At 74.2% G+C, this 23780-nt stretch carries 19 protein-coding genes and 2 pseudogenes; 12 read left to right on the top strand and 9 right to left on the bottom strand.

Translation table 11 applies throughout. The features are described 5' to 3' along the window. The first annotated feature begins 39 nt into the window (after positions 1-39). Positions 40-1026: an aldo/keto reductase gene (locus DJ476_RS03875; protein ID WP_103419262.1), complete on the top strand. Its 987-nt coding sequence runs from the start codon at positions 40-42 to the stop codon at positions 1024-1026. Between the two features lie 6 nt (positions 1027-1032). Here DJ476_RS03875 and DJ476_RS03870 read toward each other — a convergent pair whose 3' ends face one another. Beyond that, positions 1033-2511, bottom strand: coding sequence for an alpha/beta hydrolase (locus tag DJ476_RS03870; protein WP_112489837.1), 1479 nt, complete (start codon positions 2509-2511; stop codon positions 1033-1035). Between the two features lie 206 nt (positions 2512-2717). Here DJ476_RS03870 and DJ476_RS03865 point away from each other — a divergent pair, with 206 nt between their 5' ends. The 8 genes and pseudogenes from DJ476_RS03865 (at position 2718) to DJ476_RS03830 (ending at position 11893) form a co-directional block, all read left to right on the top strand. Next, a complete protein-coding gene (locus DJ476_RS03865) occupies positions 2718-3551 on the top strand; it encodes a M55 family metallopeptidase (RefSeq protein ID WP_103419264.1) in 834 nt (277 codons plus the stop codon). Further along, the gene (locus DJ476_RS03860; RefSeq protein ID WP_112489836.1) at positions 3544-4887 is read left to right on the top strand and encodes a M20/M25/M40 family metallo-hydrolase; all 1344 of its coding nucleotides are present in this window, start codon (positions 3544-3546) and stop codon (positions 4885-4887) included. The genes DJ476_RS03865 and DJ476_RS03860 overlap by 8 nt, the downstream gene beginning before the upstream one ends. A gap of 57 nt (positions 4888-4944) precedes the next feature. Next, positions 4945-6960 carry a S9 family peptidase gene (locus DJ476_RS03855; protein WP_112489835.1) on the top strand — a complete coding sequence of 672 codons (2016 nt, stop codon included), beginning with the start codon at positions 4945-4947 and terminating at the stop codon, positions 6958-6960. Continuing rightward, the gene (locus DJ476_RS03850; protein ID WP_112489834.1) at positions 6957-7916 is read left to right on the top strand and encodes a S66 peptidase family protein; all 960 of its coding nucleotides are present in this window, start codon (positions 6957-6959) and stop codon (positions 7914-7916) included. Before DJ476_RS03855 ends, DJ476_RS03850 begins: the two co-directional genes overlap by 4 nt. A gap of 187 nt (positions 7917-8103) precedes the next feature. Beyond that, positions 8104-9860, top strand: a pseudogene (locus DJ476_RS03845) (CocE/NonD family hydrolase). A gap of 138 nt (positions 9861-9998) precedes the next feature. Further along, entirely contained in the window at positions 9999-10238 is a 240-nt protein-coding gene (locus DJ476_RS03840) for a LapA family protein (protein ID WP_018491862.1), read from the top strand. Positions 10239-10323: 85 nt separating this feature from the next. Next, positions 10324-10923, top strand: a complete 600-nt coding sequence (locus tag DJ476_RS03835) for a GNAT family N-acetyltransferase (protein ID WP_103419313.1) — start codon at positions 10324-10326, stop codon at positions 10921-10923. Positions 10924-10995: 72 nt separating this feature from the next. Next, positions 10996-11893, top strand: a pseudogene (locus DJ476_RS03830) (arginase family protein). Positions 11894-11922: 29 nt separating this feature from the next. Here the strand turns inward: DJ476_RS03830 and DJ476_RS03825 are convergent. Then, positions 11923-12276: a VOC family protein gene (locus DJ476_RS03825; RefSeq protein WP_070201067.1), complete on the bottom strand. Its 354-nt coding sequence runs from the start codon at positions 12274-12276 to the stop codon at positions 11923-11925. Between the two features lie 106 nt (positions 12277-12382). On the opposite strand from DJ476_RS03825, the gene DJ476_RS03820 reads away from it, so the two are divergent. Then, positions 12383-12880, top strand: coding sequence for a GNAT family N-acetyltransferase (locus tag DJ476_RS03820; RefSeq protein ID WP_103419270.1), 498 nt, complete (start codon positions 12383-12385; stop codon positions 12878-12880). An 85-nt stretch (positions 12881-12965) separates the two neighbouring features. On the opposite strand, the gene DJ476_RS03815 is transcribed toward DJ476_RS03820, so the two are convergent. Beyond that, complete coding sequence (locus tag DJ476_RS03815; RefSeq protein ID WP_112489833.1) at positions 12966-13790, bottom strand: methyltransferase domain-containing protein; 825 nt, start codon at positions 13788-13790, stop codon at positions 12966-12968. Between the two features lie 106 nt (positions 13791-13896). Beyond that, positions 13897-15402: a bifunctional phosphatase PAP2/diacylglycerol kinase family protein gene (locus DJ476_RS03810; protein ID WP_103419272.1), complete on the bottom strand. Its 1506-nt coding sequence runs from the start codon at positions 15400-15402 to the stop codon at positions 13897-13899. A gap of 313 nt (positions 15403-15715) precedes the next feature. On the opposite strand from DJ476_RS03810, the gene DJ476_RS03805 reads away from it, so the two are divergent. Further along, positions 15716-16921, top strand: coding sequence for an aminotransferase class I/II-fold pyridoxal phosphate-dependent enzyme (locus DJ476_RS03805; RefSeq protein WP_112489832.1), 1206 nt, complete (start codon positions 15716-15718; stop codon positions 16919-16921). Between the two features lie 143 nt (positions 16922-17064). Here the strand turns inward: DJ476_RS03805 and DJ476_RS03800 are convergent, their stop codons facing one another. Then, on the bottom strand, positions 17065-17703 hold the full coding sequence (locus DJ476_RS03800) for a DedA family protein (protein ID WP_112489831.1): 639 nt from the start codon (positions 17701-17703) through the stop codon (positions 17065-17067). Continuing rightward, complete coding sequence (locus DJ476_RS03795; protein ID WP_103419275.1) at positions 17700-18476, bottom strand: MBL fold metallo-hydrolase; 777 nt, start codon at positions 18474-18476, stop codon at positions 17700-17702. Before DJ476_RS03795 ends, DJ476_RS03800 begins: the two co-directional genes overlap by 4 nt. A gap of 318 nt (positions 18477-18794) precedes the next feature. Between DJ476_RS03795 and DJ476_RS03790 the strand changes: the two genes are divergently transcribed. Continuing rightward, complete coding sequence (locus DJ476_RS03790; RefSeq protein WP_112489830.1) at positions 18795-20915, top strand: phage holin family protein; 2121 nt, start codon at positions 18795-18797, stop codon at positions 20913-20915. Positions 20916-20955: 40 nt separating this feature from the next. Here the strand turns inward: DJ476_RS03790 and DJ476_RS03785 are convergent, their stop codons facing one another. From DJ476_RS03785 to DJ476_RS03775, 3 genes are all read right to left on the bottom strand, one after another. Beyond that, positions 20956-22005, bottom strand: coding sequence for a LacI family DNA-binding transcriptional regulator (locus tag DJ476_RS03785; RefSeq protein WP_103419277.1), 1050 nt, complete (start codon positions 22003-22005; stop codon positions 20956-20958). 33 nt (positions 22006-22038) lie between these two features. Continuing rightward, on the bottom strand, positions 22039-22662 hold the full coding sequence (locus DJ476_RS03780; RefSeq protein WP_112489829.1) for a DUF305 domain-containing protein: 624 nt from the start codon (positions 22660-22662) through the stop codon (positions 22039-22041). Between the two features lie 92 nt (positions 22663-22754). Beyond that, positions 22755-23693, bottom strand: a complete 939-nt coding sequence (locus DJ476_RS03775; protein WP_112489828.1) for a DUF1996 domain-containing protein — start codon at positions 23691-23693, stop codon at positions 22755-22757. Between the last annotated feature and the right edge of the window lie 87 nt (positions 23694-23780).

Raw genomic sequence — 23780 nt, 5'->3', positions numbered from 1 at the left:
CCTCCCGTACGCCCCGGATCTCTCCAGCGGAGCCTGCCCATGTACCTGCCGTCCGCCGACCGCTACTCCGCCATGCCCTACCGGCGCACCGGCCGCAGCGGCCTGATGCTGCCCGCGCTCTCCCTCGGCCTCTGGCACAACTTCGGAGGCGACCGCACCCCCGAGACGCAGGGCGCCATCCTGCGCCGCGCCTTCGACCTCGGCATCACCCACTTCGACCTGGCCAACAACTACGGCCCGCCGCCCGGCTCCGCCGAACTCACCCTGGGCCGCGCCCTGGCCACCGACTTCGCCCGCCTCCGCGACGAGCTGGTCATCTCCACCAAGGCGGGTTACCACATGTGGGACGGGCCGTACGGGGAGTGGGGCTCGCGGAAGTATCTGCGGGCCTCCCTGGACCAGAGTCTGAAGCGCCTGGGCGTGGAGTACGTCGACATCTTCTACTCCCACCGGCCCGACCCCGGCACCCCGCTCGAAGAGACCATGGGCGCGCTCGACACCGCCGTACGCCAGGGCAAGGCCCTCTACGCCGGCCTCTCCAACTACAGCGCCGAGGAGACCCGCGAGGCGGCCGCGATCCTGAAGGACCTCGGTACGCCCCTCCTCATCCACCAGCCCCGCTACTCGATGCTCGACCGCCGCCCCGAGGACGGGTTGCTCACCGCGCTCGACGAGCTGGGCGTCGGCTCCATCGCGTACTCCCCGCTGGAACAGGGCATCCTCACCGACCGCTATCTGAACGGCATCCCGGCCGGCTCCCGCGCGGCGGGCGAGAGCCCGTTCCTGACGGCCGACGCGGTCACGCCCGCCCTGGTGGAGCGGCTGCGTGCCCTCGACGCCCTGGCCAAGGAGCGCGGCCAGTCCCTCGCCCAGCTGGCCCTGGCGTGGGTGCTGCGCGGCGGCCGCCTCACCTCGGCCGTGGTCGGGGCGAGCAGCGTCGCCCAGCTGGAGAACAGCGTCCGGGCCGTCGGGAACCTGGAGTTCACGGCGGACGAGCTGGAACGGATCGAGAAGCTGCTGCCCTGAGGGAGTTCAGGGTGCGATGCCCACCCCGTCGATCCGGCTCCACGCCCGCTCCTGCCCGGCGGTCAGGGCGGGCCAGTGGTGCCCGCCCGGCCGGGGCAGCACCCGGGAGGCGTACGGGGCCGGGGTGAAGGCCGGGTCGTAGAAGCAGCCCGTGCCGTACGCCCGGTCGACGGCCGGGCACGCGGCGGCCAGCGAGCGCGGGGTGGGCCGGTGCCCGGTGCGCGCCCAGCGGTCCAGGGCGGCGATGGAGGTGGCGTACTCGGCGTCGCTGAGCCCGCTGTGCTCGCTCTCGCGCGTGAAGCTCTGGACGAGGAGGTGCGCCCGGCCCGCGCCCCGGAGCGTGGACCGGTAGGCGGACTCGTGCTCCACGAAGGCCGTCGGGTCGTCGATCGCGTGCAGGGTGAGGACGGGCAGGGCGACCTTGCCGGTGAGGTCGCTGTCGAAGGAGAGGTCCCGGCGCGCGGAGGGGTCGGCCGCGAACCGCTCCACGCCCGCGTTCAACGCCCGGTCGTCGTGCGAACCCGCGTACCGTACGCCCCGGTTGGAGAAGGGGTTGCGGCCGCCCAGCCGGGTCGACACGATGTCGCGGAAGGTGAAGGTCGCGAACCGCAGATGCGACTCCAGGGCGCGTTCCGGGATGCCGGTGACGGCGAGGATGTCGTCGAGGTTGCGTTGCTGGAGCGGGGTCCTGGCGGCGGGCTCGGTGTCGAACCCGGTGCACTCCCGCAGCCGCGAGCGCAGCCCGGCGACCGTCATCGTGGAGTCCGGCCGCAGCCCCTGCCAGAGCGGGTACCGCGGCTCGGTGGGGCGCGGGTGGTTGCCGCAGTAGTACTGGTAGACCACGCGCAGGTCGACCCGGTAGTCGTAGCCGCGCGACCCGCCGCCCAGCACCCCGTTGGTCAGCAGCACCCCGTCGTACGCGCCCGGTGCCCGGCCGTACGTCTCCGCCACCTTCGCGGCCACGTTGCCGCCCCAGGACTGGCCGTGCAGATAGGTCCGCCCCGGCGTCCCGAACCGGTCGGCGAAGACCCGGCGCACGCTCTCGGTGTCGGCCGCCGCCATCCGCGTACCGTAGCCGCCGCGCCGGTAGGAGGAACCGGCCCAGGCGTACCCCTCCTTCACCATGACGGCCCAGCGCTCCAGGTCACCGGTGGAGCGGGCCGGATCGGAGGCCTCGCCCAGGTCGGGGCCGCCGTGGGCGTGGACGACCAGGGAGCCGTTCCAGCGGGCGGGGACGGCGATCGCGTAGTGCGCCCCCTGCGTGTCCCGGCCGGTGTAGCACCGTGCCTTTCCGGCCAGAGCCGAGGGGCAGTCGGCCGCCGTGGGGGCGGCGGGGGCGTCGGCCCGGACCGCGGGGGCGTGGGCCGCCGTGGTGAGGAGGGCCGTGGCCAGGAGGGCCGCCACCAGGGCGGAGCGGCGCCGGCCGCGACGGTAGAGCGGGGCGGTGGTGCGGGCGGGGACGCGGGGGGTGGGGTGCTGCTGCACGGGTGTCGCTCCTGGCTCTCCGTACGGCGCCGGTACGCGCCGCGATGCGGGGATGCTAGGAAGCGGGCCGCCCGGGGCAGAACCCTCGTGCGCTTTGCGTTCATAGTGTTCGCCGGACACCCGGTGGGGGAGCTTCGGCCGACCGGACCCGCCCCGGGCCGACCCTCCCTGGCCCCCACCGCTCGCGGGGCGTACGGTGTGGCGGCATGAAGATCCTCATCAGCGCCGACATGGAGGGCGCCACCGGAGTGACCTGGCCGGCCGACGTGCTGCCGGGCACCCCGCAGTGGGAGCGCTGCCGGCCGATGTTCACCTCCGACGTGAACGCGGCCGCCCTCGGGTTCTTCGACGGCGGCGCCGACGAGGTGCTCGTCAACGAGGCCCACTGGTCGATGCGGAACCTCCTGCTGGAGCAGTTGGACGACCGGGTGCAGATGCTCACCGGACGCCACAAGTCGCTCTCCATGGTGGAGGGCATCCAGCACGGGGACGTGGACGCGGTCGCCTTCGTCGGCTACCACACGGGAGCCGGTACGGAGGGGGTCCTCGCCCACACCTACCTCGCCAACTCCATCACCGGCGTCTGGCTCGACGGGACCAGGGCGAGCGAGGGACTGCTCAACGCGCAGGTGGCCGCCGAGTACGGCGTGCCCGTCGTCCTCGTCACCGGCGACGACCTGACCTGCGTGGACGCGGCGGGGTACGCCCCCGGCGCCCGCAAGGTGGCCGTCAAGGACTATGTGTCGCGGTACGCGGCCGTCTGCCGCACCCCCGCCCGTACCGCCGCCGACATCCGCGCCGCCGCCCGGGAGGCCACCGCGCTCGCCGGACCGCGGGCGCCCGTGACCGGCGGGACGTTCACCGTGGAGCTGGAGTTCGACGCCGAGCACTTGGCCGCCGCCGCGACCGTGGTGCCCGGGGTGGCGCCCAGCGGCGAGAGGCGCGTCGCCTACACCAGCGCGACGATGTACGAAGGTATTCGCACGTTCAAGGCGGTGACGACGATCGTGTCGGCCGCCGTGGAGGAACAGTATGGCTGAGGCCACCGACCCGCTCGGCCCCGTGGACCGGCAGGCGCTCGACGAGGTGGTGACCTTCACCTCCGAGCTGATCCGGATCGACACCACCAACCGGGGCGGCGGGGACTGCCGGGAGCGCCCGGCCGCCGAGTACGTCGCCGAGCGGCTCGCGGACGCCGGGATCGAGCCGACGCTGCTGGAGCGCACCCCCGGCCGGACCAACGTCGTCGCCCGGATCCCCGGCACCGACCCGTCCGCCGACGCGCTGCTGGTCCACGGCCACCTGGACGTGGTGCCCGCCGAACCCGCCGACTGGTCCGTCCACCCGTTCTCCGGCGAGGTCCGCGACGGGGTGGTGTGGGGGCGCGGGGCCGTCGACATGAAGAACATGGACGCGATGATCCTCGCTGTCGTACGGGGGTGGGCCCGCGAAGGGTTCCGGCCGCCGCGCGACATCGTCATCGCCTACACCGCCGACGAGGAGGACAGCGCCGTCGACGGCTCCGGCTTCCTCGCCGACCGGCACGCCGGGCTCTTCGAGGGGTGCACGGAAGGGATCAGCGAGTCCGGGGCGTTCACCTTCCACGCCGGACACGGCCTCTCCCTCTACCCGATCGCGGCGGGGGAGCGCGGCACCGGCTGGCTGAAGCTGACCGCCGAGGGCCGGGCGGGACACGGCTCCAAGGTCAACCGGGAGAACGCGGTGACCGCCGTCGCCGCCGCCGTCGCCCGGATCGGTGAGCACGAGTGGCCCGTCCGCCTCACCCCGACCGTCCGCGCCGCCATCACCGAGATCGCCGCCCTGCACGGCATCACCGTCGACCTGGACGACCCCGGCTTCGACGTCCCCCAGCTCCTCGCCAAGCTCGGCCCGGCCGCCACGCTCGTCCAGAACACCATCCGCAACAGCAGCAACCCGACGATGCTCGGCGCCGGTTACAAGGTCAACGTCATCCCCGGCCACGCCACCGCCTTCATCGACGGGCGCACGGTCCCCGGCGGCGACGACGAGTTCCACGAGACCCTGGACCGGCTCACCGGCCCCCTCGTCTCCTGGGAGTTCTACCACCGGGAGCAGGCCCTCCTGGCCCCGGTCGACACACCGACGTACGCCAAACTCCGCGCCGCCGTGGAGAAGTTCGACCCGGGCGCGCACACCGTGCCGTACTGCATGTCCGGTGGCACCGACGCCAAGCAGTTCGCCAAGCTCGGCATCACCGGCTACGGCTTCACGCCGCTCAAGCTGCCCCCGGGGATCGACTACCAGGCGCTCTTCCACGGCGTCGACGAGCGCGTCCCCGTCGACGCCCTCCACTTCGGCGTCCGCGTCCTCGACCACTATCTGCGCACCGCCTGACCAGCACCGCACCGATACCCGCGCACCGTCCGACCGCTCCCAGGGGGGACCTCCACTGTGAACACCGTGCCCGCAGCCCCGTACGGTTCCTGGCCGTCACCGATCGACGCGGCCCTCGCCGCCTCGCACGACGGCCGCCCCGACCACCTCTCCACCGTCGGGGAAGAGGTGTGGTGGACCGAACCGCGCCCGGCCGAGGGCGGCCGCCGCGCACTGGTGCGCCGCCGCCCGGACGGCACCACCGAGCCCGTGCTGCCCGCCCCGTGGAACCCGCGCAGCCGGGTCATCGAGTACGGCGGACAGCCATGGGCGGGCGCGGTGCGCGAGGAGGGCGGGCCGCTCGTGGTGTTCGTCGACTTCGCGGACCAGCGGCTGTACGCGTACGCCCCCGACGGCCCGGACGCGCCCCGGCCTCTCACGCCGGTCTCGGACATCGGCGGCGGGCTGCGCTGGGTCGACCCGCAGGTGCGCCTGGACCGGGGCGGGCAGGGCGAAGTCTGGTGCGTGCTGGAGGAGTTCACCGGCCCCGGGCCCACCGACGTACGCCGCGTCATCGCCGCCGTACCGCTGGACGGCTCGGCCGCCGACGACCGCTCCGCCGTACGCGAACTCTCCGACGGGCGGGACCGGTTCGTCACCGGGCCCCGGGTCTCGCACGACGGGCGACGTGCCGCCTGGATCGCCTGGGACCACCCGCGGATGCCGTGGGACGGCACGGTGGTGATGCTCGCGGAGATCACGGACAGCGGTGAATTCACCGGCGTACGGCCCCTGGTGGGCGATGACGACGAGTCGGTCTGCCAGATCGAGTGGGACCGCGACGGCAGCCTCCTCTTCGTCTCCGACCTGGCCGACTGGTGGGAGCTCCAGCGCATCCGGCCCGACGCCGTGGCCGGGGGCGTGGTGCCCAGCAGCCGTCTTCTGCCGCCCCGGGGCGAGGAGTTCGGCGGTCCGCTGTGGAAGATCGGGCTGCGCTGGTTCCACCCGCTGGAGAACGGGCTGATCGCCGTCCTGCACGGCCGGGGCTCCCAGCGGCTCGGCATCCTCGACCCGGAGACCGGCGAACTCGCGGACGTGCCCGGCCACTGGACCACCTGGGCCGACACCCTCGCCGTGCACGGCAGCCGGGTCGTCGGCGTCGCGGCGAGCCCGCGCACCGGCTACGAGGTCGTCGAACTGGACACCGCGACCGGGCGCACCCGGGTCATCGGCTCCGCCCATCAGGACGCGGTCGACCCGGCCTACCTCCCCGTGCCGGAGGACCGGACGTTCACCGGCTCCGACGGCCGCGAGATCCACGCCCACATCTACCCGCCGCACCACCCCGAACTGACCGGCCCCGAGGGCGAACTGCCCCCGTACCTCGTGGCGGCGCACGGCGGCCCCACCGGTCACGCACCGCTCGTCCTCGACCTGGAGATCGCCTACTTCACCTCGCGCGGCATCGGCGTCGCCGTCGTCAACTACGGCGGCTCCACCGGCTACGGCCGCCGCTACCGCGAACGGCTCCGCGAACAGTGGGGAGTCGTCGACGTGGCGGACTGCGAGGCCGTCGCCGACGCCCTGGTCGCGGAGGGTGCCGCCGACCCCCGGCGGCTCGCGGTCCGGGGCGGCAGCGCGGGCGGCTGGACGGCCGCCGCCTCGCTCGTCAACACCGACCGCTACGCCTGCGCCACGATCCTCTTCCCGGTCCTGGACCTGGACGGCTGGTCCACCGAGGGCACCCACGACTTCGAGTCGCAGTACCTGGAGTCGCTGATCGGACCGGCCGCCGAGGTGCCCGAGCGCTACCGGGAACGCGCGCCGATCAACGGCACCGACCGGCTCACCGCCCCGTTCCTGCTGCTCCAGGGGCTGGACGACCTGGTCTGCCCACCCGCCCAGTGCGACCGGTTCCTCGCCGCGATCGAAGGGCGGGGCGTGCCGCACGCCTACATCGCCTTCGAGGGGGAGGGGCACGGATTCCGGCGGGCGGAGACCCTCATCAGGGCGCTGGAGGCCGAACTCTCCCTCTACGTACAGACGTTCGGTATCGACCGGAGCGATGTACCGCCGCTGGAGCTGAGGAAGTGACGGCACATCCCTCCCCGGCGGCCCCCTTGGCCCGGCCGCCCCGGCTGCGGCCCGGGGCGCGGGTCGCCGTCGTCGCCCCCAGCGGCCCCGTCCCCGCCGCCCGGCTGGAGGCGGGGCTCGGGGTGCTGCGCGACTGGGGCCTGGAGCCCGTCGTGATGCCCCATGTCCACGATGTCCACCCGGAGTTGGACCATCTCGCCGGGACCGACGCGGACCGGGCGGCCGATCTCCAGGCCGCCTGGTGCGACCCGTCCGTGGACGCCGTCTTCTGCGCCCGGGGCGGATACGGCGCCCACCGGATGGTGGACCTGCTCGACTGGGCGGCGATCCGGGCGGCCGGACCCAAGGTGTTCGTCGGCTACAGCGACATCACCGCACTGCACGAGGCGTTCGCGCTGCGCGCCGGCTACGCCACCCTGCACGGCCCGATGGTCGCCACCGAGGGGTTCCTCGAGGCCGCGCCGACCCGCGAGCACCTGCGCGCCACGCTCTTCGAGCCGGAGCAGGTCCGCACCCTCGGCCTGGACACGGCCGCCGCCCTCGTCCCCGGGCGGGCCCGGGGCATCCTGTACGGCGGCTGCGTCAGCCTCCTCGCCGCGGCCATCGGCACCCCGCACGCCCGGCCCGACGCCCAAGGCGGGCTGCTGGCGATCGAGGACACCGGCGAGGAGCCCTACCGGCTCGACGGCATCCTCACCCGGCTGCTGCGCTCCGGCGCCCTGGCGGGGCTGTCCGGCGTGATCTGCGGCTCCTGGCAGGAGTGCGGCCCGTACGAGAAGGTCCGCGCGGTGCTCGCCGAACGGCTCGGGCCGCTCGGGATACCGGTGATCGAGGAGCTGGGGTTCGGCCACGGGCCGACCGCCCTGACGGTTCCGCTGGGCGTGCCGGCCGTGCTCGACGCCCCCGCGGACGGTGGCCGTTGCACGCTGACCGTCGAGGTCCCCGCGCTCCTCTAGACACGTGCGGGGCCCGTCCCGAGCACCTTCGGCGGGCGGCCCTCTGGATGTGAAGGTCCGTCAACAGCCGCTGTCCTGAGCGTTGACACGGCTATGACACGTGTCACAGCATGAGCGCGGTCCAGTACTAACCGGTCGGTAGGGTGTCCTCGGTGTGGAGGTCTACGTGTCAGGTGCTGTTCCCGGCGTGCGCAACCCGCTCGTCGCCCTCGCGGCGGCCGCCCTCGCCGCCCCCTCGTCCTCGCCGGCCCGGCCCGCGCCGAGCCCGCCCCGTACACCGTCACCCCGCTGAAGTTCACCGTCCAGGCGGGCGGCCGCTCCTGCACGGTCGACGCCGATCTCTACCGCCCGGCGGGCGTCGACGCGGACCGCCCCGCCCCCGCCGTCCTCGCCACCAACGGCTTCGGCGGCTCCAAGTCCGACGGCTCCACCGACGCCATCGGCAGGGCCGTCGCCACCCGGGGCTATGTCGGGCTCGTCTACTCCGGCCTCGGCTTCGGCAAGTCCGGCTGCCTGATCACCCTGGACGACCCCGCCATCGACGGAAAGGCCGCGAGCGGACTCCTCGACTTCCTCGGCGGCACCCGCGCGGCGGACGACGGCACCCGCGCGGACTACGTCGTGCGGGACGGCGAGGGCGACCCGCGCGTCGGCATGATCGGCGGCTCCTACGGCGGCGCCATCCAGCTGGCGACCGCATCCGTCGACCCCCGTCTCGACGCCCTCGTCCCGCTCATCACCTGGAACGACCTCGGCTACGCGCTCGCCCCCAACAACACCGGGGCGCGCACCGGCGTCACCTCCGACACCCCCGGCGTCTTCAAGTGGCAGTGGACCAACGGGTTCTATCTGATCGGCGAGGGCCAGCCGCTCCTCAACCCGAGCCTGGACCCCTCCCGCTTCAACCGACTGGACTGCCTGCACTTCGCCGCCCAGGCCTGCGAGACCATCCGCCTCCTCAACTCCGGCCGCTACCCCGCCGACAAGGCGGACGCGATGCTCGCCTACGCCCGCAGCGTCTCACCCGTCTCCTATCTCGACCGGGTCAAGGCGCCCACCCTCATCGTCCAGGGCCAGGCCGACAGCCTCTTCAACCTCAACGAGGCCACCGCCACCTACGAGACCCTCAAGGCACAGGGCACCCCGGCCAAGATGATCTGGCAGTCCTGGGGCCACAGCGGCGGCCTGGTCCCCGGCGAACTCGACCTGAGTGAAGGCAACTTGGAGAGCAGTTACGTGGGGCAGCGGGTGCTCGCCTGGTTCGACCGGTACCTCCGGAAGAAGACGGACACCGACACCGGACCCGAGTTCGCCTACTACCGTTCCTGGCAGAGCGGTTACGGCACCGCCGACCGGTTGCCCGCCCTCTCCCAGCAGCTGTACCTCTCCGGCGACGGCAAGCTCGTCGACAACCGCTCCAAGGTCGTCCGGGGCAGCCGCCAGTACACCAACTGGCTGGTTCCCACGAGCCATTCGGAGAGTTCGATCGCCCCGCTGATCGGACTGCCCGACCCGAAGCCGTACGACACCAAGGGCACCTACCTCGGCTGGCGCAGCGCCCCGCTCACCGCACCCCTCGATGTGGTCGGCGCCCCGAAGGCCACCCTCAAGGTCGTCTCCCCGAAGGCGGAGCGGGTCCAGAACAGCGGGGACGCCTCCGACAAGCTCGTCCTCTTCGCCAAGGTGTACGACGTCGCCCCCGACGGCACCAGGACCCTGGTGAACCGGCTCGTCTCGCCGGTCCGGGTCCCCGATGTGACCCGCCCCTTCACGGTGGAGCTGCCCGGCATCGTCCACCGGTACGAGAAGGGGCACCGGCTGGAGTTCGTGATCGCCGCCAGCGACACGGCGTACTTCGGCAACCGGGGCATCAAGCCCGTCACCGTGATCAGCGCTCCCGAGGACACCGGCGTCCTGGAACTCCCGGTGGTCCCGGCCGGCTGACGGCCGTCCCGCTGCCGCGCCCATCTGTCCGTGTTCACCCAGTCCGTGTTCACCCGAACGGGCGAACATCACCGCCCTCCGGGCCCGGCACCGGGTCATGCTGGGGACCCCGGGGGGCGGCGGCGGAAGGACCGGACCATGAGTCCCAAGGACGTGACGAGCGACGGCAGGAGCGGCACCGGGCTGTGGACCCCGGGGCGCATCGCCGTCGCGGTGCTGGTCGCCCTGGTCATCGTGTTCATCTGCGTGAACACCCAGAGTGTCACCATCCGGGTGATCATCCCGCAGGTGACCATGCCCCTCTGGCTCGCCCTGCTCGCCATGTTCCTCATCGGACTGGTCTGCGGCGGCTACCTGTTCCGCCGCAAGGGCAGGTGACACGGCGTACGGGCGTGTGACGGGACGGGCGGTCGCCGGGCCGGCCGGGTCGGCCCCGCGCCCGTACCCGTCGTACGCTGGGACGATGCCCGAACCGAACGGCCGCCGGACCCCGGCCGGCACCGGCCCGTACCTCGCCGAAGGCCCCCGGACCGCCCTGCGCCGCTTCACCGAGGCCGACGCGGCGGAGTTCACGGCCCGGGCCCGGGAGAGCCGCGCCCACCACCACCCGTGGCTCTTCCCGCCCGAGCGGCCCGATACCTACGCCGCGTACACCGAGGCCCTCGCCCGGGACCCGGCCCGTGAGGGCTTTCTCGTCTGCGAGCGGGGAGACGGGGGCGAGGGCGGTGCGCACGGGTCGCCGGACGGGGCCATCGCCGGGTTCATCAACATCAACAACATCGTCCTCGGCGGCTTCCGCTGCGGCGCCCTCGGCTACGGGGCCTTCGCCCACGCGGCCGGGCGCGGACTGATGGGCGAGGCGCTCGGCCTCGTCATGGACCTCGCCTTCGGACCGCTCGGCCTGCACCGCCTGGAGGCCAACATCCAGCCCGGCAACGCGGCCTCCATCGCCCTGGTGCAGCGGGCCGGATTCCGCCTGGAGGGCTTCTCGCCCGACTTCCTCCACATCGACGGCGCCTGGCGCGACCATGAACGCTGGGCGATCACCGCACCCGTGCCCTGAGCCCCGCAAGCCGTTACGCGGCCCGCCGAAAGCGCTTGAGCCTCCCGGGGGCGGCGGCGGCGGATGGGCCGCATGCGCACCCTCGTGGTCCTCGACGCCCCCCTCCAATCTGGGGCTGCGGCCCCCGGCCCCCGGGACCGTCCCCGGCTGCTACAAGCTGGCGGGTGCCCTGCGCGAGCAGCGGATCGTGCAGCGGCTCGGCGCGCTGGAGGGCGGCGTCGTGGTGCCGCCCCGCTACGACCGCGGGGAGTGGCAGCCGGGCGACGGGGTCTTCAACGCCGCCGCCATCGCCCGCTACACCCGCACCCTCGCGGACCGGATCGAAGGGCACGTACGGGCCGGGGAGTTCGCCGTCGTCCTCGGCGGCGACTGCTCCATCCAGCTCGGCGCGGCCCTCGCACTGCGCCGCCTCGGCCGGTACGGGCTGGCCGCCGTCGACGGGTCCGCCGACTTCCGGCACGTGGGCAACAGCGACCACGTCGGGGCCGCGGGCGGGGAGGAGCTGGCCATCGCCACGGGGCGCGGTCAGGCGGACCTCAGCGACCTCGAAGGGCTGCGCCCCTACCTCAAGGACGAGGACGTCCGCCTCTTCGGGATGCGCGACGGGGACGAGGACCAGGCGGAGCTGGCTGCCCTGAAGATCCCCAACGTGACGGTGGGCCAGCTCCGGGAGTGGGGCGCCGCCGAGCTGGCCCGGGCCGCCGTGGAGAGCCTGGAGACACCCGCCCTGGACGGCTACTGGGTCCACCTCGACGCCGATGTCCTCGACCCGAGCGTCATGCCCGCCGTCGACAGCCCGGACGACGGCGGCCCGATGCCGGACGAACTCGCCCCGCTGCTGCGGACGTTGGTCTCCTCGCCGCGCTGTGTCGGCCTCAACGTCACCATCTACGATCCGGATCTGGACCCGGACGGCACTGCGGGCGCGCTCCTCGCGGACCTCGTCGTCGGAGCGCTCGCACCGGCCTGACGCGCCTGCCTCCGGTCCGGACGGATGGCTCAGACCGTGACCTTGCGGTCCACGTACTCGAAGACCGAGCCGTCCGGGTGGAGCGCGATCAGATTGCGGCCCGCCGGGGTCGGCACCGGCCCCGCGACGATCCGCGCCCCCGCCCGGGTCAGCGCCGCGTTCGCCTCGTCGACGTCCTTGACGGCGATGGTCGCCCCCACCTTGCGCAGCACCTCCAGCTCGGATGCGGGACCGCTCATCAGCAGGAAGCACCCGATGGCGGCGACCGACACCCCGCCGCGCTCGAACCGCTGGGCCGGGGTGCCCGTCAGCCCCTCGTAGAAGGCCACCGCGGCCTCCAGGTCGTCGACGCAGATACGCAGCGTGGTTCCGAGAATCTCCATGCGTACGAGGGTAATTGGACCGCGCCGCGGGTGTGATCGATTCGGGCCCGCTCCGGCCCGCCGTAATTCGGTTGCCGAGGCGCGGGCCCGGTGCGAGGGTCGCGCCATGGAACGACGTACGCCACCGAAGGTCACCGTCCGGCCCTACCGGCCGGAGGACTGGGACGCCATCGCCCGCATCCACGACATCGCGCGCCTGGACGAACTGCGGTGCTCCGTCGGCGTGGAGGCCTTCCTGACGCTGGCCGAGACCCATGAGGAGGAGGGGCTCTTCGACGGCGACCTCTGGGTGGCGGAGGCGGACGACGGCGCGGGGGAGGGGCCGCAGGTGGCTGGGTTCGCCGCGTTCGCGGACGCCGAACTGACCTGGCTGTACGTCGATCCCGCCCGCTACCGCCAGGGCATCGGGCGGATCCTGCTCGGCCATGTGCTGAGCGCCGACGACTCCGCCCGGATCGAGTGCACGGTCCTGGCCGGGAACGACCACGCCCGCGCCCTCTACGAGAGCGCGGGGTTCACGGTCGTCGAGACGAAGACCGGGAAGCTCGCCGGGAACGAACGGTTCGCGGCGACCGGACACGTCATGGAGTGGCACCGCCCCTGAGGCCCGCCCTGCCCGGGGCCCGAGTCCGCGCGTCACCTCGGGCAGGGCACGGGCACCGGCCCCGGGTTCGCGAGCGACCCAGGTGTCACCCCCGGCAGAGCACCTCACCGTGCGGGACCAGGAACCAACCGCCGTCCTCCGCACCCCAGTTGCGCCAGGTGTCCGCGATGGCCGTCAGCTCCTCGGTGCTCGCATGGCCGCCCCGTACCGCCAGTTCGGCGTAGACGGAGTCCGTCGTACGGTCCGCCCACAGCCCGCTCCACCAGGCGCGGGTCTCCGGGGTGGCGAAGCACCAGGCGGCGGCGGTCGGGGTGATGTCGGTGAACCCGGCCTGCCGCGCCCAGGAGAGCAGCTTCCGCCCGGCGTCCGGGTCGCCGCCGTTGGCGCGGGCCACCCGGCGGTACACCTCCTGCCACGCCGCCAGCCCGGGTGTCTCCGGATACCAGGCCATCGCCGCGTAGTCGCTGTCCCGCGCGGCGACCACTCCGCCGGGGCGACAGACCCGCCGCATCTCGCGCAGCGCCTGCACCGGGTCGCCCACATGCTGGAGCACCTGGTGGGCGTGGACGACGTCGAAGGAACCGTCGGGGAAGTCCAGCGCGTGCACGTCGGCCACGGCGAACTCGACGTTCTCCAGGCCTCGTTCGGCGGCCACCGCCGCTGCCTGCTCCAGGATGCCGGTGCCGGTGTCGACCGCCGTCACCCGGCCGGGTGCGACCAGGGCGGCCAGGTCGGCGGTGATGGTGCCGGGACCGCAGCCGACATCCAGCACCGCCATGCCGGGCCGGAGTTCACCGAGCAGATAGCCCGCCGAGTTGGCGGCGGTCCGCCAGCGGTGCGAGCGCAGCACCGACTCGTGGTGGCCGTGGGTGTAGACGGCGGTCTCTTTCGGCGGGGCAGCATCCGGCATGGCGGCGTCCTCTCTCGGTACGGCGGTTGCGCGCTGCCGCCACCGTACGCCGCCATGCCGGATGGTGAGATGGGTGTCTTGAATTCTGGACGGTCGGGGCGGGGTGTCAGACGGGCATCGGGCAGTAGACCGTCAGTGCCTCCGGCAGCTTGTCGATCAGCAACTCCTTCCCGGAGTGGGCCACTTCACCGTCGTATGCGTACGGAGTCCCCGGCGCCAGACCGGCGATCCGCACCCGGCGCCGCCGCACCGCCGCATGGGCGGGGGAGCGGGTCAGCGGACCGGCCACCGCCGCCGCCAGCAGCCGCAGCGCGGGCGTCCGGCCGCCGTGCACCACCCGCACGTCCAGCAGCCCGTCCGCCAGGTTGTGGCGCCGGCCGGGCGCCGGGCCGACCCGCTGGAAGAGGCCGTTGCCGACGAAGAGCAGCCACAACGGGCGCCTGCGGCCCTGGAATTCGGCCTCCAGGGGCTGCCGTCCGCGCAGCACGTGGAAGGCGGCGAGCACCCCGGCGGGCCAGCCGCCGATCCGGGGCGACCAGTGCTCCCGGGTCCGTACCAGCTCCGGATAGACGCCCAGGCTGAACGCGTTGAGGAAGTAGCCGTCCGCCCCCTCGGGCCCCTTCGGGCCGGGGCGGAAGCGGCCCAGGTCGACCTGTATGGCGTCGCCCGCCGTGAGCGCCGCCGCGGCTTCCTGGACCGTCTCGATGCCCAGGTCGTAGGCGAAGTGGTTCAGCGTCCCGCCCGGGAAGACGGCCAGTGGCATGCTGTGCGTCGCCGCGACGGAGGCCGCCAGGTTGACCGTGCCGTCGCCGCCGCAGACCCCCAGCGCCCTGCCCCGGCCCGCAGCCTTCTCCATGGCGGTGGAGAGGTCCTCGGGCGCGCACTCGACGACCTCGGCCTGCGGCAGCGCCTCACGCACCAGCGACGCGGTCGCGGTGGCCGTGCCCGACGCCTGGTTCACCACGACCACGAGCCCCTTCCCGCCGGGCAGCGCGGGCGCCTCACCGGGCGGGCGGCCGGGCGCCGGGAGCTGCCCCCGGGTGGGGACGACCCCGCGCAGGGCGAACGCGGCCCCTATGCCGAGCGCGGCCCCGGCCAGGACGTCGCTCGGATAGTGGACGCCCGTGTAGACGCGGGAGGCGGCCACCGCCGCAGCGACGGGCGCGACCACCGCGCCCCAGCCCTTCGACTCGAGCGCCACCCCGGTGGCGAAGGCGGCGGCCGACGCCGCGTGCCCGGAGGGGAACGACGTGGTCACGGGCTGCCGCTTCAGCTGCCGCATCACCGGCACCTGGTCGAGTATCGGCCGCTGCCTGCGGACCGCGCCCTTGCCCACCGTGTTGATCGCCGCCGAGGCCACGGCCAGCGAGGCGACCCCGCGCAGCGCGGCGCGCCGGGACCGGGCGCTGGAGCCGAGGGCCGCGATGCCGAGGGCCGTCCCGAACCAGAGCAGCCCGTGGTTGGCGCTCCGGCTCAGCTTGGGCAGCAGCGGATCGGCGCCCGGCCAGTGCCGACCGGCGACGCCGTGGAAGACGGCGAGATCCCGTCCTTGGAGCCAGTGCCGGACCCGGTCGGCGGCGGGGGCGGCGGACGATGGGCGCGATGACGACATGGGCGACATGGCTCAGCGAATACCCGGCCGCCCGCCGATGAACCAGCAGGCGCGCTGAGAGCCTCACCACGCTCCACCGACTACCGGCACAACGGCCCAGGCCCGCCCCCCCGGGGGCCCGTCACCCGGCTCGCCCGGCAACGGCCCACGCCCGCCCCGGCGCGCCCGGGTGCGCAGGTGAACGGGCGCCCCGGCCCGAACCTCCGTATAAAGGGCCCAGAGAGCCGGAGGGCCCGCAGCGCCCCGTTACCGCAGACGGCCGGAGAGCGCCCCGGAACCGCGGACGGCCGTACGGGGAGCGAGGAGGCCGGAGATGCACGAGGACCACGGGCCCGTCCGCTACGGGCCGCCCGCCCCCGACCCCGGCCTCCCCGTCCTCCCCGAACTGGCCGCCGTCCTCGCCGCCGCCGCGGACCGCACCCGCGCCGAGCCGCTCGGCGGCGGCCGCGCCCTCTGCGAGGCGGCCCGGGGCTACTGGGACCGGCGCGGGCTGCACGGCCCCCCGGAGAACATCGTGGCGGCCCCCGGCGACCAGCCGCTCCTCCTCGCCCTGATCGCCGCCCACGGCGGAGACGTCCTGATGCCCCGCCCCTGCCCGGCCACCTGGATGCCCCAGGCCCGGCTGCTCGGCAGGCCCGCCTACCAGGTGCCGACGCCCGCGGAGTGCGGGGGCGTCCCCGACCCGTACGCCCTGCTGGAGACCGTGCGCCGGGTGCGCGCCGAGGGCGGCCGGCCGAAGCTGCTGGTGCTCTCCGCCGCCGACGACCCCACCGCCACCGTCGCCCCGCCCGAGCTGGTGCGGGAGGCCTGCGAGGCGGCGGTCGGGGAGGGGCTGCACATCATCAGCGACGAGACCTGGCGCGACACCGTGCACGGGCCCCGCGACACGGTCCTGCTCAGCCCCGCCGAGATGTGCCCCGACGACGTCACGGTGATCAGCGACCTCTCCGGCGCCCTCACCCCCGCCGCCTGGCCCCTCGCCGTCGCCCGCTTCCCCGGGACCGGCCGGGGAGCGGTGCTCCGGGCCCGTACGCTCGACGTCCTCACCGCCCTCGGCGCCCTGGTCGCCGGGCCCCTCGCCCCCGCCGCCGCCCACGCCCTGGGCGAACCGGAGGCCGTACGGGAACGGGTCCGGCAGGCCGCGCGGCTCCACGGCCGGGTGGCCGCCGCCGTCCACCGCACGGTGCTCGGCGTGGGCGCGCTGGCCCGGCCCCCGCAGGCGGGCCGCCACCTCTACGCGGACCTCGGCCCGCTCCGGCCCCGGCTGGCGGCGCTCGGGGTCACGGACTCCATGGAGCTGGAGGAGTACCTCACCGACCGGCTGGGCGCCCCCACCCCGGGCGGCCACCGCTTCGGGGACGAACTGGGCGCCCTGCGCGTACGGCTCTCCACCGGCCCCCTGCTGGGCGCCACGCCCGAGGAGCGGCGGGAGTCCCTGACGGCGGCGGAGCCGCTGGAGCTGCCGCATGTGGAGCGGGCGCTGAGCCGGTTCGCGGCGGCCTTCGACGAGCTGCGCTGAGCCGAGCCCGGCGGAGGCCCGGGCGCTCTCGGGCACCCCAGCCCGTCCCGGGCCCCTAGGGCCTGTGTCCTCAGTCCGGGCACGGCCCTCCGGCCGCCACGGGCCCCCAGGCCGTCCCGAGCGGCTCCGGCCGTGCCGCGTCCTCAGGCCGTCCCGTGGCCGAACCGCGCCCGCAGGCTCCGCCACACCGCCGGTGCCCCGCTGATCACCACGGTCAGCGCCACCGCCGCGACCACGCCCTGCCACGGCTCCGGGAAGAGCGAGCCGCCGAGTATCCCGATCAGCTGGTACGTCGCCGCCCAGGCCAGACACGCCGGGACATCGCCCCGGGCGAACGTCTTGAGCGGCATCTTCCCCAGCAGACACGCCAGCATCACCGGAATCCGCCCCGCCGGTACCAGCCGGGAGAGCACCAGCACCGTCCCGCCGTGCTCGGCCAGCTTCTCCTGCGCCTGGGCGAGCCGCTCCGGCGCGGCGCGGCGGGTGAGCGTCTCCAGCCACTTCGACCCGTTCTTCGACCGCACCCCCCGCTGCCCCAGCCAGTACAGGCACACATCGCCCAGGAACGCCGCCGCCGAGGCCACGATGAAGACGAAGACCAGCGAGAACGGTGACGACTGGTGGAGCGCCACCACCGCCGCCGAACTCACCAGTGCCCCCGTCGGGATCACCGGCACCAACGAGCCCAGCGCCACCAGCAGGAACAGCGTCGGGTAGCCCACGGCCTGCTGGGCGGACTCGGTGGGCAGCTCCCGCACCACCGACTGGAACTCCTGGATCACCGCTCGGCCTCCGGCCGCACCCGCTCGCCGTGGGAGAGCAGATGCACCGCCACCTCCGGTGCCCGGAGGCCCGCCTGCCGGACGAACTCGTCACCCGGCCCGTGGAACTCGTGCGGCCGCACCCCGTCGAGACCGATCGGCCAGTACGTGCCGAAGTGCACCGGCACCGCCGAGCGCGGCTCCAGCAGCCGCAGCGCCTGGGCGGCCCGGGAGGCGTCCAGGTGGCCGTGCCCCAGATACGGGCCCCAGCCGCCCACCGGCAGCAGCGCCACGTCCACCGCGCCCACCGCCTCGCCCATCTCGTCGTAGAGCCCGGTGTCCCCGGCGAAGTACGTACGGGCCTCGCCCTCGACCACGTAACCCAGCGCGGGCACCCGGCGCGGGCCGACCGGCAGCCGGCGGCCGTCGTGCAGCGCCGGGACCGCCCGCACCCGCACCTCGCCCACCCGGACCTCGTCGCCCGCCCGTACCTCGGTGATCCGGAGGTCCAGCTTCCGGTGCAGCGACCGCAGCCCGGGAACGGCCGCGACCGCGCCGCTCGGCACGATCAGCCGGGTGCCGGGGGACAGCCGGGCGAGCGAGGGGAGGTGGAGATGGTCGGAGTGCAGATGCGAGACGAGCACCACCTCCGCGAGGGCTGCCTGCGGCGGCGGCACCTCGCCCCGGCGCCGCCGCAGATGCGCGAAGCGCCGTACGAACAGGGGATCGGTCAACACCCGTACGCCGGAGTCCTCGATCGTGCAGGTGGCATGACCCCACCAGGTGACCTCCACCGGTACGTCCCGCCTCCTCGCTCGGCCCGTGACCTCATGTGCCCACCTCCGTGAGGCAGGCGCCGGTGGTACGAGCCTAAGCGCCCCCGGACCTCCCCACGACGGCCGCTGACCGGCACCGGCGCTGTGAAAGGCTGGGGAGCGGGCCTCGGACGGACACGGGCCCGCAGGTGGAGAAGGGCATCGGGGTGGACCGGGAAGGCCAGGAGAGGGACCGGCGTGGTTGAGCGGAGACCGGCCTCGCCGGAGCGGCGTACGACGGGGCCGCGTACGGCGGGATCGCGTGCGGCGGGGTGGCGCAGGGCCGGGGGCGCGCTGATGCGGATCGTCGCGGTCTGGGCGGTCTCCACCCTCACCATGCTCGCGCTCGCCGGGGTCCTGCCCGACTTCCGGCTCCAGTCCGACGACGGCGACACCATCACCCGCACCGCGTTCACGGCGGCCTGGGGAGCGGGCGCCTTCGGCCTGCTCTCCGCGCTGGTGTGGCCCGTCCTCGTCCGCGCCCTGCTCATCGTGCCCGCCCTCGTGCTCGGCGCGCTGGTCTTCTTCCTCAACGGTTCGCTGCTGCTGATCGCGCTGAGCCTGATCCCGGACGGGCGCGGCGACGCCGCCCCCGAGACCGCCGTCGTGGTCGCCGCCGTGATGTCCGCCGTCGCCTCCGCCACCTCCACCGCGCTCGCCGTCCGCGACGACGAGGCCTACCGCCGCAGGCTCTCCCGCCTGGCCGACCGGCGCCGCAGACGGGGCTCCCCGAACACCGTGGAACCCGACCGCGACGGGCCGCCCGGCACCGTCTTCCTCCAGCTCGACGGCGTCGGCCACGACGTCCTGGTCAAGGCGGCGGCCGACGGGCTGATGCCGACCGTCGCGGGCTGGCTCGCCGACTCCTCCGGCCACCGCCTCACCCCCTGGCGCACCGACTGGTCCAGCCAGACCGGCGCCAGCCAGCTCGCCCTGCTGCACGGCTCCAACCACGACATCCCCGCCTTCCGCTGGTACGAGAAGGAGACCGGCACGGTCATGGTCTCCAGTCGCCCCGCCAGCGCCCTTGAGATGCAGCGCCGCGCCATCGCACGCACCGGGGACGGCGGCCTCCTCACCATCGACGGGGCGAGCCGCGGCAACCTCTTCAGCGGCGGCGCGGGACAGCTCGCCCTGGTCCTTTCCATGGCCGCCCGGCGTGGCAAGGGCCGCAGCTCCCGCTCCGGGTACTTCGCCTACTTCTCCGACCCGGCCAACGCCGTCCGCACCGCCCTCTCCTTCGCCGCCGAGGTCGGCCGCGAGATCGGCCAGTCGACCCGGGCCCGCGCCCGGAAGGTCACCCCCCGGGTCAAGCGCGGCGGCCTCTACCCCTTCATCCGGGCCTTCGCCACCGTCGTCGAGCGCGATGTGGTCGTCGCCGCCGTGATCGGGGACATGTTCGCCGGACGCACCGCCGTCTACGCCGACCTGGTCGCCTACGACGAGGTCGCCCACCACTCCGGACCGCACAGCCGCGACGCCGAGAAGGTCCTCCAACGGCTCGACCGCTCGCTCGCCCTGATCGCCAAGATCGCGGACCACACCCCGCGCACCTACCGGATCGTGCTCCTCTCCGACCACGGCCAGAGCTCCGGCGAGACCTTCGCCGGACGGTACGGGCTGACGCTCAAGGACCTCGTACGGGCGGGGTGCGGGCTGCCCGTACGGCGCCGGGCCCGGGGCACCCACAGCGCCTCCGAGGCCCGCGACGCCGTCCGGATCGCCCTGCACCGGCCGCCCGAGGCGGAGGAACCGGAGGCCGAGCATCCGGCCAAGCGCTCCGACCCGATCGTGCTGGCCTCCGGCAACCTCGGCCTGATCTCCTTCCCCGACATCGAGGGGCGCGCCTCCCGCGAGGAGATCGACCGCCGCAACCCGGCCCTGCTCTCCACCCTCGCCAACCACCCGGGGATCGGCTTCCTCCTCGTACGGAGCGAGGAGCACGGCTCCGTGGTGCTCGGGCCGGGCGGCGCCGAGGTCCCGGTGGACCGGCTGGCCGACGGGGAGGGCCCGATCGCCGTCTTCGGCACCGGCGCGGCCGCCGCCGTACGGCGTACCGACACCTTCCCGCACGTGGCCGACATCATGGTCAACTCCATGTACGACCCCGGGACCGGCACCGTGCATGCCTTCGAGGAGCAGATCGGCTCGCACGGCGGTCTGGGCGGCGAGCAGTCCCGGCCGTTCCTGCTCTGGCCGCGCGGGATGACCGACCCGCTCGACATCGTGGCCGCCGAGACCGCCGACGGCGCGCCCCCGCCGCCGGGCGGCGGGCTGGTGGGCGCGGAGGCGGTGCACCGGGTGCTGAACCGCTGGCTGCTGGAGTTCTCCGGCCCCCAGGTGCCGGTGCGGGCGGAGGGGTTCACGGGCACCCCGCACGCGGACGAGCCGTTCCCGGAGCGGGGGACGGCGGTGTGAGGGGGCTTGGGGGAGTCCTCTTGGGCCAGGTGCACCCGGATCAGGCCGACTGACGCCGTACCAGCGTCGGCGGGAAGACCACGGACGGCGACGGACCGCCGGGCCCGCCGATCTGCTTGAGCAGCAGCCGGGCCATCTCGGCCGCCATCTCCTCCACCGGCTGCCGCACGGTCGTCAGCGGCGGGTCGCAGGCGGCGGCCGCGCTGCTGTCGTCGAAACCGACCACCGCCACATCCGACGGCACGTCGCGCCCGGCCCGCAGCAGCACCGGCAGCGCGCCCAGCGCCATCAGGTCCGAGGCGATGAACACCCCGTCCAGCTCCGGCTGTTCGGCCAGCAGCCGACGCATCGCCGCCGCGCCGCCCACGTGCGTGAAGTCGCCCTCGGCACAGGCCACGTCCTCGATGCCGTGCGCGGCCAGGGCCTCCAGGAAGCCCGAGAGGCGGACCTGACCGGCGGGCCTGTCCTGCGGACCGGAGATCGTCCCGATACGGCGCCGCCCCAGCGCGGCCAGATGGTCGGCGGCGAGCCGCGCCCCGGCCTGCTGGTCGACCTCCACATAGGCGAGCGACGAGGGGCGCGGCGGGCGGCCCGCGAGGACGGCGGGCAGCCGGGTGTCCTGGAGCAGACCGGGCAGCGGGTCGTCCGCGTGCGAGGTGACCAGGACGACGCCGTCGACATGGCCGTGGCGCAGATAGGAGAGCAGCTGGGTCCGCGACGCCTCGTCGTCCGCCAGCATCAGCACCATCTGGATGCCCGCCGGACGCAGCACTTCGAGGAGACCGCTGACGACCCGGCCGAAGTAGGGGTCGGAGAACATCCGCCCGACGAACGGCTCGGAGGCCGGCTGCCGTTCACGCTCCGAGATGACCAGCGCCACGGAGTCGGTGCGCCGGGTCACCAGCGAACGGGCCGCCCGGTTGGGCACGTACCCGGTGGTCGCCACCGCCTCCTCGACCACCGTGCGCAGCGCCGGGTCCACCGTGGTGGCACCGTTGATCACCCGGGACACGGTGGCCCGCGAGACACCGGCCACGGCCGCCACATCCTCCAAGGTCGGGCGTACGGGCGGGTCCACATCGGCTGTCATGCAGCCTTTATACCCGCAGCCCGGAACGCTGGGTCAGCCGAGGGCCCGCGCTGCCCCCGGGAGCCCCGCCAGCTCGGTGAGCGCGGCCTCGCGCGCCGTGACGAGGGCGGCGGCCAGCTCCTTGGCGTCGGCCCGCGCGCCCGCCGTGATCTCGGACCGCGACACCTGGGCGGAGTGGCGCAGATGGTCGCGGAGCTGGGTGAGGAAGAGCCGGTCGAAGGCTGCTCCTTCGGCCGCCCGGGCCGCCGCGAGGTCCTTCTCCGTCACCATGCCGGGCATGTCGTGGCCCGCGTGCACATCGGTGTCGGGGAGCCCCATCCGGGCCAGCAGGGGCCGGAGGCGGCCGAGTTCGGCTTCCTGGGCGCTGCGCAGCCGGGTCGCGAAGGCCCGCAGCGGGGGAGTGGTGGCCCGGTCGGCGGCGAGGGCGAGGAGGGCCACCGCCTTCTCGTTCATCGGGGTCATCAGCTGGACCCAGGCGGCGTCGGTGGGGGTGGCGTCGGTGGTCGTGGGGGCCGATGCGGCGGGTGGGGGAGCGGGTGCGGGCTCCGGCGCCGGGGAGCAGCCGGCCGTGGCGGCGAGGCCCAGCAGGGCGAGGAGGACGAGCAGGGCGGGCAGGAGGGGTGCCGGGAGGGGCCTGGCGGCGGTGGGGCGGTTCATGGCGGTCCTGGGGGCCTGGGCCGCGTGGCGGGCGCCGCCCCGGAGCGTGGGCCCCGGGGCGGACACCGGCGAACGGTCGGGCTGACAGTTGGTCAGGGACGGCCGTCGAAGCCGCACTTCACGATGGCGTTGATGCAGTCACGTACGCGCTGCGCCAGCTCCTCCTCCGGCCATACGTTGAAGAAGTCGCCGTGCATCGTGAAACCGGGGCCCGACGCCAGCCGGAAGCGGGCCGGGTCGCCGTTGACCGGATAGCGCAGCACCTGGCGGAGCTTGGGCACCGGCACCGGGTGGGTCGAGGGGCACTCGCCCGCGACCGGGTAGGCCATGTGGCTCTTGTGGTCGGCCGAGTCGAGGTCCGTACCGTTCCAGCACTGCGGGAAGTCCAGGTAGGACTCCAGCATCGTGCCGGCCGGGCAGTTGACGAAGTCCTGCGAGGGGTCGACATGACCGGCGTGCAGACACGACCAGCGGGCGATGGTGTTGTCCTGCGGCCCGGTCGCCTTCGCGTTGCCCGCCACGATGCGCAGGCCCTTGGGGAAGGGCTGGATCTGCCGGATGACGTCGTCGAGGACCCCTTCGCCCAGGTAGTAGAAGGTGGTCCCGGTGGGCTCCACCTCCCGGTCGCCGTCGTACAGGGTGGGCACCCAGTACGAGGAGAGGTCGGTGTCGGGGGAGCAGGAGGTGCGGCCCTTCTCCAGCGAGGCCAGGTCGGAGTGGGCGTTCGTGGTGTCGTTGCCGAAGAAGCTGTGCATGTGGGAGGCGCCCGGCAGGCCCGGGAAGATGATCGGGTCGTCGGGGGCCCGGTGGGTGTACGGGCACTCGGCCAGGAACTCGGCCACCCGCACCACATCGGCGGCGGCCCTGGGCGCGACCTCGGCGGCGCCGCGGTCGGCCGCGGCGTTGCCGACGTTGGCCTGGACGAGGGAGAGGGCGAGGGCCGCGGCGGCGAGTCCGGCGACTCGGGTGCGCCAGGACCGGGGGGATCGTGTGCGGCGGCGTTCGGGGCTGCGTCGGTTTCGGAAGAGCACGGCACTCCTGTTCGGAAGTGGGGGGAGGTTCCTCGGTGAGATGAGAGAGCGCTCTCTGATGGGGAACGTAAGAGTGTCGCCTGTGGC

Origin of the sequence: Streptomyces bacillaris (genome assembly GCF_003268675.1) — a bacterium.
GTDB classification, from domain to species: Bacteria; Actinomycetota; Actinomycetes; order Streptomycetales; family Streptomycetaceae; genus Streptomyces; species Streptomyces bacillaris.
Note: the sequence above shows the minus strand (reverse complement) of the source record. Positions and strands in the feature narration are given on the sequence as shown.

Coding starts and splice junctions, on each gene's coding strand:
- DJ476_RS03875 (WP_103419262.1), top strand. CDS start 40: ATGTACCTGCCGTCCGCCGACCGCTACTCCGCCATGCCCTACCGGCGC.
- DJ476_RS03865 (WP_103419264.1), top strand. CDS start 2,718: ATGAAGATCCTCATCAGCGCCGACATGGAGGGCGCCACCGGAGTGACC.
- DJ476_RS03860 (WP_112489836.1), top strand. CDS start 3,544: ATGGCTGAGGCCACCGACCCGCTCGGCCCCGTGGACCGGCAGGCGCTC.
- DJ476_RS03840 (WP_018491862.1), top strand. CDS start 9,999: ATGAGTCCCAAGGACGTGACGAGCGACGGCAGGAGCGGCACCGGGCTG.
- DJ476_RS03835 (WP_103419313.1), top strand. CDS start 10,324: ATGCCCGAACCGAACGGCCGCCGGACCCCGGCCGGCACCGGCCCGTAC.
- DJ476_RS03825 (WP_070201067.1), bottom strand. CDS start 12,276: ATGGAGATTCTCGGAACCACGCTGCGTATCTGCGTCGACGACCTGGAG.
- DJ476_RS03820 (WP_103419270.1), top strand. CDS start 12,383: ATGGAACGACGTACGCCACCGAAGGTCACCGTCCGGCCCTACCGGCCG.
- DJ476_RS03815 (WP_112489833.1), bottom strand. CDS start 13,790: ATGCCGGATGCTGCCCCGCCGAAAGAGACCGCCGTCTACACCCACGGC.
- DJ476_RS03810 (WP_103419272.1), bottom strand. CDS start 15,402: ATGTCGTCATCGCGCCCATCGTCCGCCGCCCCCGCCGCCGACCGGGTC.
- DJ476_RS03805 (WP_112489832.1), top strand. CDS start 15,716: ATGCACGAGGACCACGGGCCCGTCCGCTACGGGCCGCCCGCCCCCGAC.
- DJ476_RS03790 (WP_112489830.1), top strand. CDS start 18,795: ATGCGGATCGTCGCGGTCTGGGCGGTCTCCACCCTCACCATGCTCGCG.
- DJ476_RS03785 (WP_103419277.1), bottom strand. CDS start 22,005: ATGACAGCCGATGTGGACCCGCCCGTACGCCCGACCTTGGAGGATGTG.
- DJ476_RS03780 (WP_112489829.1), bottom strand. CDS start 22,662: ATGAACCGCCCCACCGCCGCCAGGCCCCTCCCGGCACCCCTCCTGCCC.